The organism is Nonomuraea guangzhouensis (genome assembly GCF_019396345.1).
Classification (GTDB): Bacteria; Actinomycetota; Actinomycetes; order Streptosporangiales; family Streptosporangiaceae; genus Nonomuraea; species Nonomuraea guangzhouensis.
Window position 1 is genome coordinate 77,770 of the sequence record NZ_JAHKRM010000021.1, and the last position, 12,015, is coordinate 89,784.

Annotated in this window: 13 protein-coding genes; 2 read left to right on the top strand and 11 right to left on the bottom strand. The window is 69.6% G+C overall.

Annotation, left to right across the window (positions count from 1 at the left end):
- Positions 1–63 precede the first annotated feature (63 nt).
- The gene (locus KME78_RS37660; RefSeq protein ID WP_308127281.1) at positions 64–1,008 is read right to left on the bottom strand and encodes an endonuclease/exonuclease/phosphatase family protein; all 945 of its coding nucleotides are present in this window, start codon (positions 1,006–1,008) and stop codon (positions 64–66) included.
- 206 nt (positions 1,009–1,214) lie between these two features.
- Positions 1,215–2,069, bottom strand: coding sequence for an SDR family NAD(P)-dependent oxidoreductase (locus KME78_RS37665; RefSeq protein WP_219534237.1), 855 nt, complete (start codon positions 2,067–2,069; stop codon positions 1,215–1,217).
- 185 nt (positions 2,070–2,254) lie between these two features.
- On the opposite strand from KME78_RS37665, the gene KME78_RS37670 reads away from it, so the two are divergent.
- Positions 2,255–2,881, top strand: coding sequence for a TetR/AcrR family transcriptional regulator (locus KME78_RS37670; protein ID WP_219534238.1), 627 nt, complete (start codon positions 2,255–2,257; stop codon positions 2,879–2,881).
- A gap of 294 nt (positions 2,882–3,175) precedes the next feature.
- Here KME78_RS37670 and KME78_RS37675 read toward each other — a convergent pair whose 3' ends face one another.
- Positions 3,176–4,726 carry a M4 family metallopeptidase gene (locus KME78_RS37675; protein WP_219534239.1) on the bottom strand — a complete coding sequence of 517 codons (1,551 nt, stop codon included), beginning with the start codon at positions 4,724–4,726 and terminating at the stop codon, positions 3,176–3,178.
- A gap of 178 nt (positions 4,727–4,904) precedes the next feature.
- On the bottom strand, positions 4,905–5,282 hold the full coding sequence (locus KME78_RS37680; protein ID WP_219534240.1) for a hypothetical protein: 378 nt from the start codon (positions 5,280–5,282) through the stop codon (positions 4,905–4,907).
- Between the two features lie 257 nt (positions 5,283–5,539).
- On the opposite strand from KME78_RS37680, the gene KME78_RS37685 reads away from it, so the two are divergent.
- Positions 5,540–6,772, top strand: a complete 1,233-nt coding sequence (locus KME78_RS37685; protein WP_219534241.1) for a S1C family serine protease — start codon at positions 5,540–5,542, stop codon at positions 6,770–6,772.
- A gap of 65 nt (positions 6,773–6,837) precedes the next feature.
- On the opposite strand, the gene KME78_RS37690 is transcribed toward KME78_RS37685, so the two are convergent.
- The 7 genes from KME78_RS37690 to KME78_RS37720 all read right to left on the bottom strand — a co-directional run bounded on the left by KME78_RS37690 (position 6,838) and on the right by KME78_RS37720 (position 12,004).
- Positions 6,838–7,578: an ABC transporter permease gene (locus KME78_RS37690; RefSeq protein ID WP_219534242.1), complete on the bottom strand. Its 741-nt coding sequence runs from the start codon at positions 7,576–7,578 to the stop codon at positions 6,838–6,840.
- Positions 7,571–8,464, bottom strand: a complete 894-nt coding sequence (locus tag KME78_RS37695; protein WP_219534243.1) for an ABC transporter ATP-binding protein — start codon at positions 8,462–8,464, stop codon at positions 7,571–7,573. Before KME78_RS37695 ends, KME78_RS37690 begins: the two co-directional genes overlap by 8 nt.
- Positions 8,461–8,784, bottom strand: a complete 324-nt coding sequence (locus tag KME78_RS66510; RefSeq protein ID WP_308127282.1) for a winged helix-turn-helix domain-containing protein — start codon at positions 8,782–8,784, stop codon at positions 8,461–8,463. The genes KME78_RS37695 and KME78_RS66510 overlap by 4 nt, the downstream gene beginning before the upstream one ends.
- Complete coding sequence (locus KME78_RS37705; protein WP_219534245.1) at positions 8,781–9,410, bottom strand: hypothetical protein; 630 nt, start codon at positions 9,408–9,410, stop codon at positions 8,781–8,783. Before KME78_RS37705 ends, KME78_RS66510 begins: the two co-directional genes overlap by 4 nt.
- Positions 9,411–9,489: 79 nt before the next feature.
- On the bottom strand, positions 9,490–10,209 hold the full coding sequence (locus KME78_RS37710) for an FAD:protein FMN transferase (RefSeq protein ID WP_308127283.1): 720 nt from the start codon (positions 10,207–10,209) through the stop codon (positions 9,490–9,492).
- Positions 10,206–10,646: an FMN-binding protein gene (locus KME78_RS37715; RefSeq protein ID WP_219534246.1), complete on the bottom strand. Its 441-nt coding sequence runs from the start codon at positions 10,644–10,646 to the stop codon at positions 10,206–10,208. The genes KME78_RS37710 and KME78_RS37715 overlap by 4 nt, the downstream gene beginning before the upstream one ends.
- Positions 10,647–10,657: 11 nt before the next feature.
- A complete protein-coding gene (locus KME78_RS37720) occupies positions 10,658–12,004 on the bottom strand; it encodes a ferredoxin reductase family protein (protein WP_219534247.1) in 1,347 nt (448 codons plus the stop codon).
- Between the last annotated feature and the right edge of the window lie 11 nt (positions 12,005–12,015).

Sequence of the window (12,015 nt, forward strand, 5' to 3'; positions counted from 1 at the left end):
CAGCAGGCGGACGGGCAGACCGGCCGTCTGTCTCAACCGACGGTGCCCGATCGCCGGTGAATGTCAGAGCTTGATGCGGGCCGCGACCGCCAGGTGGTCGCTGCCGGTGGCGGGCAGGGTCCAGGTGGTGACGGGAGTCGCCGCGCGGGTCATGACGTGGTCGATCCGGGCCATGGGGAAGGCGGCAGGCCAGCTGAAGCCGAAACCCTCCTCCGCCGGGGTCATCCGGGAAGTGACCGGGGCCAGGCCTCGGTCATCGAGGGTGCTGTTGAAGTCGCCCAGCAGAACGATCCTGTCCAGCTCTTCCGCGGCGATGGCCGCGCCCAGTGCGGCAGCGCTCTCGTCCCGCCGGCCGGTGCCGAAGCCGTCCGGCAGTCGGATACGGACCGAGGGCAGGTGAGCGACGTACACGGCCAGGTCGCCGGATGGCGTCCGCGCGGTGGACCGCAACCCTCGGCTCCAATCCCCCTCGACGCCCACGGGCCTGATGTCCACCGGCCGGGAGTCCGCAAGGGGATACCTGGACCAGAGTCCGACAGTGCCCACGACCGCGTGGTGGGGATGGCCGGGCGAGAGAGCGGCCTCGTAGACGGGGAGGATGTCAGGCGTCAACTCCTCCAAAGCGATGAGGTCGGCTCCGGCCTGGGCCAGGGCTCGCGCGGTTCCTTCTGGATCGGGGTTCTCGTCGTTGACGTTGTGCTGGAGCACGGTCAGGTCGTGAGCCGTTCCCCGATCAGCGGGTAGCAGTCGCGCACCGAAGAGGGCGGCCCAGACCGCTGCGAGCAGCGCCAGGGACACCATCGCGATGGCCGAGCGACGCAGCAGTGCCAGGACCGTCAGTACGGGAACGGCCAGGCCACCCCAGGGAAGGAAGGTCTCCAGCAGGCTGCCGAGATTGCCCACGGTGTTGGGCACGACGCCGGGGAACGCCAGCAGCGCGGCCACCAGCACGGCAACCGCCGCGAGGCCCCGCCCACGCGTCCAGGACCAGGACGTCCGGCCTGGCACGTCCCCCTCGCCCCGACGCCACCGGCCAACGCGACGAGGGCGCTTCCCCGCAGAGCGAACCTTCCGATCTTCGATGCTCATACGCCCCGACCGTACGGGTCACTGTCTGTCCTTGCGCACCGCCCGGCCAAGAGCCAGGTGACAATAAGCAACTCGCCGGGCGGTGCAGCCTGCTCTGAAGGAGGCTTCCGAGGGCCAGGAAAGGCTCAGACCGTGGCCTGCAGGCCAGCCTTTCCTTGGGCCTCCGCCGACAGGTCCTGCCAGTCGGCCCACATCTTGAGCCGGTCGGCGTAGGCCTGCTGGATCATCGGGTAGAAGCCCTGGCCGAAGAGGATCCGCAGCGGCGGGTTGTCGGAATCCACCAGCTTGAGCAGCGCCTGGGCCGCGGCGGCCGGGTCGCCGGCGGGCTGCTTGCCGGCCATCGCCCCCAGGCGGCGGCGCAGGTTGTCGTAGGCCGGGTCGGTCTGCGCCATGTGGCCGTTGTTGAGCGGGTCGGGGTTGTTGCCGGAGCGGGTGGCGAAGCCGCCGGGCTCGATGATGGTCACCTTCACGCCGAACTCGGCGACCTCCCCGGCGAGAGCCTCGTTCAAGCCCTCCAGGGCCCACTTGGAGGCGTGGTAGGCGCCGCCGAGCGGCATGGCGATGAGTCCGGCGGCCGAGGACAGCTGGATGATGCGCCCCGAGCGCTGGGCGCGCAGGTACGGCAGCGCGGCCTGGATCACCCACACCGCGCCGAACAGGTTGGTCTCCATCTGGGCGCGCAGCTGCTGCTCGGTCAGTTCCTCGACCGCGCCGACCTGGGCGTAGCCGGCGTTGTTCACGATGACGTCCAAGCGGCCGAAGTGCTCGGCGGCCCGCTTCACGTTCTCGAAGACGGCGGCCTTGTCGGTCACGTCCATCGCCAGCGGGAGCACCGCGTCACCGTAGGCGGCGACCAGGGCGTCAAGGCTCGCGGCGCTCCGTGCGGTCGCGGCCACCTTGTCGCCGCGGGACAGCGCGGCTTCGACGAAGTTGCGGCCCAGACCGCGAGAGGAGCCGGTGACGAACCAAACCTTGCTCATGATGACGTTCCATCCTTTTCGGGGTGCCCGCGGCGGCGTACGACCTTCAGCACCACCACGAATTGCACAGTTGCGCATTCACTGCACTGCTGTGCAGTTAATGCATCAAGGTATACTCATGGCGCGAGCGACCGTCAAGCCAACCGCCGACCAGCCCCGACCGACCCGAGGAATGACAGGGCACGATGACCAGTGACGATCCAGTCCGCCGCAGCGGACGCGAAGCGCAGCGCCGCCGCACCCGCAAGGCGATCGTCGATGCGGCGATCCGCCTGAGCGCCGACGGAGCGACGCCGTCCATCGACGAGATCGCGGCCGCCGGCGACGTGTCCCGTCGCACGATCTACACGTATTTCCCGACCCTCGACCACCTGCTGGTGGACGCGACCCTCGGCGCGTTCAACGAACCCCCGATCGAGGAGATACTGGACGACCCCACACTCGCCGACGACCCCGTGGCCCGGGTGGTCGCCTTGATCCAGACGATGCTGAAGCACTCATCACATTCGCTCCCCCTGGGCCGCCGGTTGATCCGCCTGACCGTCGATCCGCCGGCGAACAACGCTCACGAACCGGGCGTTCCGCGCCGGAGCCCTCGCCGGGTGGTATGGCTGGAGCGGGCCTGCGAACCGCTCCGCGGCACCCTGAGCGAGGAATCCTTCCAGCGACTGATCTCGGCCCTGACGGTCGTGGGCGGCTGGGAGGCGCAGATCGCCCTGCGCGACGTCCGCGCCCTCGACCCGCAGGCCGAGGAGGAGGCCATTACCTGGGCCGCGCGTGTCCTGGTAGAGGCAGCGATCAAGGAAGGGTGACCTCCGCCCTGGCCGGCCGGACAGGGCCATGAGCATGGAGGAGGACCAGGTACTCAGCGCGTTCGTAGCGCGCGCCAAGAGGGAGGCCCGCTACGTCGATTCGGCTTCAGGCGCGCTCTTGCGCGCCCCCGAAGGCCGGCGTGAGGACGCGGCACAGATAGCCGCACTCCTCTTCGACGGCCTGCGATACCGCGCGACATGACGTCGATGGCCTCACGCAGTGGTACGGGAACCGCTGAGCCCTGCTCAGCGCGGATCACGGACGATCCGCGCTGAGCAGGGCCGCCAACGTGCTCAGGGACAGGTCGGCTCGCCGCTCTGCGCGGGTACGTTCACCCCGCTCCAGGCCGCCTTGATGACGTTGAACTCGACACAGCCGGTGTACAGCGTCTTGGCCGCCCGCAGCGTGGCCACGCGCGCCTTGGCGTGCGTCCACGGCGACGTCTTCATGTTCAGGCCGGTCATGAAGATCTGGCCCGCCTTGCGGACGCCGACGCCGGTGATGGCCGCGCCGCCGTCACACCGGGTGCTGGCCGGCTTTCCGCTCGGGTTCGTGCCCTCGGCCAGGAGGTAGAACCAGTGGTTCTGCGGTCCGGCCGCCGCGTGCACCTCGGTGCTCGGGATGGAGGAGCTGTAGCAGTTCGGGTGACCCTCCGCAGACGGGTTGTACATGTTCCTGATCTCGCCGCTGCCCACCAGGTTGACCTCCTCGCCGACCAGGTAGTCGGGCGGGTCGAGGCTGGCCGGCTCGTTGGCGTACGCCTCGGTCAGCGCGCCGAAGATGTCACCCGTCGATTCGTTCAGGCCGCCGGACTCGTTGCCGCTGCCGCCGCTGCCGCCGGAGAACTGGAAGACGCCGTGGCCGAACTCGTGCCCGACGACGTCCATCGAGGTGGCCTGCCGGGTGCTCGCGGAGTTGCGGCCGAAGGAGGCGTACGACCCGTTCCAGAAGGCGTTGGCCTGGTTCAGCCCGACCCTCGCGGGGTAGCCGCGGCCCGAGCCGTTGATGCCGTTGCGACCGAGCCAGTCGCGGAGCATGTTCCACTCGCGCTGCTCTGCGAAGAGCGCGTCGACGCAGGCCGTCTCCAGGTTCGTGCCGCTGCCGTTGCCCCAGCTGTCGGTCGTCTTAGTGTACACCGCGCCGTTCTGGCCGCCGCACTGGACGCCGGTGCGCGTGGGGTCGACCATCCGGTACGACGGGGACGTGTCGATGGTGACCGGGTTGCCGTTGTAGTAGCTGTTGCCGGTGCCGTCGACCACCTGGTCCCACTTGTCGATGACCTGGCCGTCACGCGCGTCCACGTACACGTGCAGGATGCTGGACTGGTCGTCGGTGGTGGCCACGACCTCCCACGCCAGGCGTGGCGTGGACGTGGCGGCGTGCACCACGAGAGCCGGTGTGCTGATCGAGGTGGCCTTGGGCGCCACGTTGCGGGCCGTGTCCGCCGCCGCCTGCGCGGCGATCTGCGGCTTGGTGTCCAGGGCGATCTTCGCCTGCTGGCCGGTGTCGATCGTGCTGACGGCCTTGCCGGACTTGTCGGTCGTGATGACGACCTCGCCGCCGTAGACGGGCAGGCCGGCGTAGGTACGCGTGTACGTGAGGTGCTGTATGCCGTTGACGCCCGCGATGGCCGACGACAGGGAGAAAGCGTCCTGGTCGGCGGCTAAGAGCTGCGTCCGGCTGGCGGCGATGACGCTCTGCGCGCTCGCCACCGCGGTGCCGCGTTCCGAAGGTGAGGGCGGGTCGGCCGCCTGGGCGTTCGCGCTTGTGACGCCCGCCGGGGCGGTGATGGCCAGGGCTAACGCGAGTATGGCGGCAGCGCCCAGCCTGAGCTTGGGGTTCACGCTCGTTGCTCCTCAGGGGGGTGGAGTGGACGAGCCCCGGCCGGCTGGGGTGCACTCAGACTGACATTTCCAGTGACCTACGTGATACCTCCCAATTTGCCCATAACGCGGTGGTATGGATCGACAACACGCCCCAGCGCCAGCGGTCACGGACCGCACGCGACCGAGCCGCAGGAATTCACCCGCCCTGGGCGAGCCCCCGCCCGAACGCCCGCTCGACGGCGATACGGGTGAGCCAGCCGAGGCCCGCGGTGAAAAGCGGCGGCCACACGATCGGTCCGAAGCTGTAGCCGACCACCACCGCCAGGGGGATCCACACGCGGTGCACCACATGGTAGAGCGGCCCAGGCGGGCGGACTCCGGCCAGCCGCGCCAGGTCGGGCAGGGCGAAGAACGCCAGCGTGGCGGCCGTGGTCGGCAGGCCGTACTTGACGCTCTCGAAAACCGCGAACGCGGCCAGGAACAGCGCGAGCACCCCCCAGCCGATCTTCCGCAGCCGGCCGCCGGCTGTCGGGACGTGCTGCGACGCGTCGTCATGGGTGCGTTCGGTGGTCACTGCGACAGCGTAGAGCAGGGACCGCTGGAGGGACGAGAGTGGCCGACGCTGAACAGATGAACGCACGCGCCTCTTATGCTGGGAAGCGCCGATCACGCTCAGCAGGTTTTCCTGACCGGTTTTCACCCACGAAAGCGGCCCTCCACCAGGGGTGATAAGGCTGTCGTCAACCCTCTCATACAGTTCTGATCAACGGCTTAACCTGCACTTACGCGCTCCTTGGCACTCTTGAGTCATCGGTACTTGAGGAGATGACGATGAACGCGAACGAGCCTCGCGAGCAGGGCGCCGGCGGCTGGAGCCAGTTCGGCGACCAGCCGCCCTCCGCCGGGGGCTTTCCCCGGCGAGACACCGTGATAATGAACCAGCCGCCGCCTCCGAAACCGCCCAGGCAGGGCTTCTCCGTCGGGCGGAAGGCGATCGCCGGGCTGGCCCTGGCGGCCATGGCAGTGGGAGGCGGCGTCGTGGGGGCCGTCGCCGCCACGTCGTTCCAGGACACCCGTGTCGTCTCCGCGCCGAGTCCGGTCTTCAAGCAGGCGTCCAGCCAGCTCACCGTGGCCCAGGTCGCGCAGAAGGTGCAGCCGTCGGTCGTGATGATCCAGGGGCAGACCGGCGAGGGGTCGGGCGTGGTGCTGTCCGACGACGGGCTCATCCTCACCAACAACCACGTGGTCGTCGGCGCGGGACAGGGCGGGCAGATGACCGTCAAGTTCAACGACGGCAAGACGGCCAAGGCGTCGGTCGTGGGCACCGACCCGTCCACCGACCTCGCGGTCATCAGGGCCGACGGCGTCTCGGGCCTGACCAAGGCCTCGCTCGGCGACAGCGACCAGCTCCAGGTCGGCGACTCCGTACTGGCCATCGGCAGCCCGCTCGGCCTCGACGGATCCGTCACGGCGGGCATCGTCAGCGCGCTCAACCGCACGGTCACCGTCGGCGGCGAGCAGGAACAGCAGCAGATGCCGCCCGGCTGGGGCCAGCAACAGCAGCAGGGTCAGGAGAGCGGGGCGACGACGCTGGGCGACGCCATCCAGACCGACGCGGCCATCAACCCGGGCAACTCCGGCGGCGCGCTGGTCAACGCGGCCGGACAGGTGATCGGCATCAACAGCGCGATCGCCACCAACGGCGGCAGCAGCGGCAACATCGGCGTCGGCTTCGCCATCCCGGTCAACACCGCCAAGCAGGTCTCGGACCAGCTCATCAGCGGCGGCAAGGTGACCCACGCGTTCCTGGGCGTCAGCGTCACCGACGCCAGCGGCGACGTGCCCGGCGCGCTGATCCGGCAGGTCACCTCCGGAAGCCCGGCGGACAAGGCCGGACTGAAGCAGGGCGACCTCATCACCAAGATCGGCGACACGCCGGTGGAGGGCGGAGATACGGTTGTTGGCCAGGTCAGAGGTTTCAAAGTGGGCCAACAGGTTCAGATCACTTATATGAGGGACGGAAAGTCGAGTAACGTCACCGTCACCCTCCAAGAGAAGAAGTAACACCGGACCCCCTCACGGACGGGTGTGCCGTCGAGATCGCTGCGGACTCGGCGGCACACCCCCCGTCAGGAGAAGCGGCGCCCCTCGTCGCGCCGGTAGGCCCAGCCCGCGGCCAGCGCCGCGATCACGGTCCACACGCCCAGCATGATCACCGCCACCGTGTTCGGGGTGCTTCCCGTCGTCACGGCCCAGATCAGCTCGCCGGCCCCGCGGCTCGGCACGAACGGCGACACCACCTGTACGAAGTCCGGCATCACCTGCGGCGGCAGGAACAGCCCGCCGAGGATCGCGATGGGGAAGAACAGGACCTGCGACACGCCGATGGCCGCCTTCGAGGCCAGCAGGTAACCCAGGAACAGGCCGATCAGCATGAACGGCACCGCCCCGCCGAGCAGCGCGACCAGCCCGATCAGCAGCTTGGGCAGCGTGATGGTCGCCGTGGTGAAGAGGGTCGCGATCAGCAGCACCGGGATCGTCGCCACCAGCATGGTGGCCATCGTGGTGAGGATCCGCCCGGCGAAGCGGGGGAACGGCCCGGCGGGCAGGGTGCGCACGTAGGTGTTCCACGGTTGCTCGCGGTCCTGGGCGACCGTGATGCTGAGCCCCATGATCGCCGCCGACATCGCGCCGATCAGCATCATCGATCCCGTCGCCCGCGTCGAGGCCACCGGATCGTCCCCGGTGAACGGCACCACGAACGCCAGCATCGACGCGGCGGGGAAGAACGCGCTGGCGACCAGGCCGATCGGCACCCGGATCTGCTCCAGGATCTGGTACCGGGTGTGGGCCACGATCAGGCTAGACATGTGAGCTCTCTTTCACGGTCGAGTTCGAGGTGATGGTCAGGAAGGCTTCCTCCAGCGAGGTCGGCCTGATCTCCAGGCCGGAGAACGGCGTGCCGCTCCGCACCAGCTCGACCACCAGCCGGTCGGGATCGGTGGTCACCAGGTGGATCCGGCCGTCCTCGCGGTCGCTGGCGAGTACGCCGGGCAGTTCGGGCAGGTTCTCGGCGACCAGCGAGACGCGCCGCACCCCCACCATGTCGCGTACGGCCTGGACGGTGTCGTCGGCGAGCACCCGGCCGTGGCCGACGACCACGACCCGCTTGGCCAGGGCCTCGACCTCCTCCAGATAGTGGCTGGTGAGCAGGACCGTGCCGCCGCCGTCGTGGAAGTCCTTGATGCCGTCCCAGAGCGTGCGCCTGGCCTCCACGTCGAGGCCGGTGGTCGGCTCGTCGAGGAAGACCATCCGCGGGTTGCCGGCGAAGGCCAGCGTCACGGCCAGCCGCCGCTTCTGGCCGCCGGACAGGCCGCCGATCTGCCGCTTGACCAGGTCGTCGAGGCCGAACCGAGCGAGCAACTCCCCTTTATTCGTTTTTTCCGGGAAATGTGAGGATACGAAGTCGACGATCTCGCCGACCCGCAGCGACTCGGGTAAGCCCGTCTCCTGGGGGGTGACGCCGATGCCCCGGCGTACCAGCGGATCCTGGGGGGAGCCGCCGAGCAGCTCGACCGTGCCGGACGTCTGCCGGCGCAGGCCCACGAACAGGTTGATCAGCGTGGACTTGCCCGCACCGTTCGGGCCGAGCAGGCCGACCAGCTCGCCGGCCCTGATGTCGAGCGAGACGCGGTCGAGGGCCAGCACGTCGCCGTAGCGGCGGGTGACGTCGACCGTTCTGGCGAGGATGGTCATGGAGTGCCTCCTGCGGAGTCGAGTAGGGCGCGGATCGCCTTGGTGTAGTCGTCGAAGGCCAGCCGGCCGCGCTTGGTGAGGGCGACGTAGGTGACCGGGGTACGGCCTTTGTGGGTCTTCGTGATCTGGACGTAGCCGGCGTCCTCCAGCTTGGTCAGATGGACCGAGAGGTTCCCGGCCGTCATGCCGAGCAAGTCCTTCAGCGCCGGGAAGGCGATCTCGTCGCTCGGGCCCATCGTGTTCAGCGCGGCCACCACGCGGAGCCTGGCCTGCGCGTGGATCACCGGATCGAGTTCCGGAACGGCGTTACCGGCTGTCACGGGCACTGCCTCCGCCGCAACCACAGGCCCACGACGATCTGCCCGAAGCCGAGCAGCACCGCTGTCAGCAGCGCGTGCCAGCCGGGGCCGAGCAACACGCCCAGGCCGTTGACGGCGCTGATGCCGATGCCGAGGAAGAACATCGGCCAGAACAGGAAGATCGCGCCGCCGGTCATGTAGAGAATGCCCACCACCAGCAGGGAGATGCCCGCCCAGAGCAGGCCGGACTCCGCCTCCGGCAGCATCGGGGAGACCCGGATGGCGATGACCGACATCACCACCATCCCGGCGAACCACGTGTAGCCGTACATCGCGTTCTTGGCCGTGGTGTCGCCCCGGACCCCCGTGTTCATCCTGGTGATCTCGTACGCGCACAGGGAGCCCGCGATCAACTGGAAGATCATCAGGACGGTCAGCGCCTGCGCCTGGGAGATCGGCGCGTACGGCTTGCCGTCGAGCCCGTAGTGCAGGAAGAAGCAGGTGAAGCCGACCAGCCAGGCGACGCCCCAGGGGACGTACATGAACAGCGGGTCGCCCCTGAAGCGTCGCACGGTGGCGGCCTGCTGGTCCTCGATGAGGCGCAGGGTCTCTTCCGGGCTGGGGACCCGCTCGCTGTCGTCTACCATCACAACTCCTCTTACCGTCAAACTGGTTTGTATCTTAAACCAGCCTGCGCCGCCAACTCTATGGCGGTAACGGGAGAAGTCAGTTCTGGGCGCCGAAGCCGCTGGTCTGCCAGCTGCCGTCCGCGGTCACCGCGAAAGCCTCGAGGTCGTCGATCTCCTCCACCCAGTCGCGGGCGGCGTCGCCCATCGCGAACGCCGCGGTCGCGAAGGCGTCGACGGCGGTCAGGCGCGGGCCGACGAGGGTGATCGAGAGCAGCGCGGTGGCATGGCGTCCGGTGTGGGGGTCGAGGATGTGCGGGCCCCGTTCGGCGTTGCCCGAGGTGGCTATGGCCAGGTCGTGGCCGGTGACCACGGTGCAGAGGGCGCCTGGCCGGGCGGGGTGCGCGATCCCGATCCGCCACGGCGAGGGGCCGGGGCCGAGCTGGATGTCGCCGCCGCCGTTGACGCAGTGGTGGGACGCGCCCGCCTCGGACAGCAGCCGGGACGCCTCCTCGATCGCCCACCCCTTCACCAGGCCGGTCGGGTCCAGACGCCCACCGGGATACATGGTGAAATATCCGTTCGTGTCGTGCTCTGTCTGGGAGCACAGAGCGAGCACCTGGGCCACCTCGGGCGGGCAGTCGGACACGTCGATCTCGCCCCGGCTGAGATGGCTGATCGCGCTGTCCGGCCGGTAGGTGGAGAAGACCGCGTCCACATGGTGCAGCCAGGCGACCGCCCGCGCCACCGCCTCGGCCGCGTCGTGGCGTACGTCGAAGGAGAAGACCGTCCCCATCACGTGCTCGACGTGGCGGGTCACAGCCCGGCCCGATCGATGGCGCTCTGCAGGGACTGGATGTAGCCGTCGCTGGTGTAGGTGGCGCCGGAGACGGAGTCGATCTGGGCGCTCTGAGCGGAGATGGTCTCGTCCTGGAGGATCGGCAGCGCGGTGTTGTTGATCTCGACGTCGCGCCGGTTCTCGTCCGGCGCCTGGAGCACCTGGACGCTCGAGATCTTGCCGCTGGTGACGCTGATCTGCACCTGCACGGGCCCCCAGCGCGTGTCGACCGCGTCGCCGTCCACCGTACGGGCGCCCGTGGACTGCTGGGTCGATGTCGGCGCCGGTGTCGCGGTGGTCTGGGTCTGGGCGAGGGCGGCGGGCGGCTGGGCGGCCCCGGTGACGTCGTGCGGCTTGAACGACAGCAGCAGCACCAGGCCGATGGCGGTGGTGACCACCGCGAGCAGTGCTCTCTTCATGCGAGGAACCCCTAGAACTCGAAAGACTCGTGATGGATCCGATGGGCGGGCACGCCCGCCGACCGCAGCGCCTGGATCGCCGACCGCGTCATCTCGGGCGGCCCGCACACGTAGGCGTCGTGCTCGCGCAGGTCGGGCAGCAGCCGGTCGAGCCCGGTGAACAGGTCCGGGGACCTCGGGCCGACCGAGCAGTAGAGCCGGGCGTCGCCGCGTACTCTGGCGATCTCCTCAAGTTCGTCCCTGAACAGCAGTTCCTCCGGCGTACGCGCGCGGTAGAGCAGGGTCAGCTGCCCGGGCAGCGTCTCGAACAGAGTGCGCAGCGGGGTGATGCCGACGCCGCCCGCGATCAGCACCGACTTGGGACTGCGGCCGAGGCGTCCGGTGAATCCGCCGTACGGCCCCTCGGCGATCACCCGGGTGCCCGGCCGCAGCCGGGCGAGCGCCGCGCTGTGGTCGCCCAGCGCCTTGACCGTGATGCGCAGCCCGCCACGGTCCGGCGCGGCGGACAGCGAGTAGGGGTTGGCCGACCACCACAGGTCGCGGGTCAGGAAGCGCCACCGGAAGAACTGGCCCGGCTCGGCGCCGAGCCGGGCCAGGCGCCGGCCGGTGAGGTGGATCGAGACGACGCCCGGCGCGTCGGCGGTGACCTGGGCCACCCGCAGGCGGTGCCGCGCCCACACCCGGACCGGGCCGAGGAAGCGGTACCAGACCAGCAGCGCGGCCACCCCGAGGTAGAGGACGTACCAGGCGACCTGGGCCACGCGATCGCCGGTGAACTGGGCGCCGGTCGCGAGCTGGTGCCCGAACGCCAGCCAGGCCGCCAGGTAGGTGTAGAAATGCAGGTAGAACCAGGTCTCGTAGCGCATCCTGCGGCGGGCGGCGCGGGCCGACACCAGGGCCACACCGAGCAGCAGGAAGCAGGCCACGGTCGCCTTCAGCACGTCCGGGAAGGACAGCGCCATCGTGACCGCCTCGTCCACCACCCCGGACTGGTCGGCGACCGCGTACCCCCAGATGATGGTCAGGACGTGCGCCACGACGAGTCCGATGACGTACCGGCCGCCCATGGCGTGCCAGCGGGCCAGCCGGTCGCTGCCCACGCCGCGTTCCAGAGCGGGGACGCGGGCCATGAGCCCGAGCAGGACGGCCATGCCGTACCCGGCCAGCAGGCCCGTGATGCGGCCGCTCTCGGTGAGCCAGCCGTCCAGGCCGGACACGGACGGGGTGCCGCGCCACCACAGGCCGATGACCGCGAGCGCGCCGGCCACCACGGCCCACAGCAGCAACTCGGGCCGGACCCGGTGGCGCGGCGGCGCCGTGACGGCGGCTCGCCGTGCCGGAGCGTGAAGAGTGGTCATGGGCCCACCGT

Bases quoted from the DNA above. Each gene is read 5' to 3' on its own strand.
- KME78_RS37665 (WP_219534237.1), bottom strand. From the start codon at position 2,069: ATGAGCAAGGTTTGGTTCGTCACCGGCTCCTCTCGCGGTCTGGGCCGC.
- KME78_RS37670 (WP_219534238.1), top strand. From the start codon at position 2,255: ATGACCAGTGACGATCCAGTCCGCCGCAGCGGACGCGAAGCGCAGCGC.
- KME78_RS37685 (WP_219534241.1), top strand. From the start codon at position 5,540: ATGAACGCGAACGAGCCTCGCGAGCAGGGCGCCGGCGGCTGGAGCCAG.
- KME78_RS37690 (WP_219534242.1), bottom strand. From the start codon at position 7,578: ATGTCTAGCCTGATCGTGGCCCACACCCGGTACCAGATCCTGGAGCAG.
- KME78_RS37695 (WP_219534243.1), bottom strand. From the start codon at position 8,464: ATGACCATCCTCGCCAGAACGGTCGACGTCACCCGCCGCTACGGCGAC.
- KME78_RS37705 (WP_219534245.1), bottom strand. From the start codon at position 9,410: ATGGTAGACGACAGCGAGCGGGTCCCCAGCCCGGAAGAGACCCTGCGC.
- KME78_RS37715 (WP_219534246.1), bottom strand. From the start codon at position 10,646: ATGAAGAGAGCACTGCTCGCGGTGGTCACCACCGCCATCGGCCTGGTG.
- KME78_RS37720 (WP_219534247.1), bottom strand. From the start codon at position 12,004: ATGACCACTCTTCACGCTCCGGCACGGCGAGCCGCCGTCACGGCGCCG.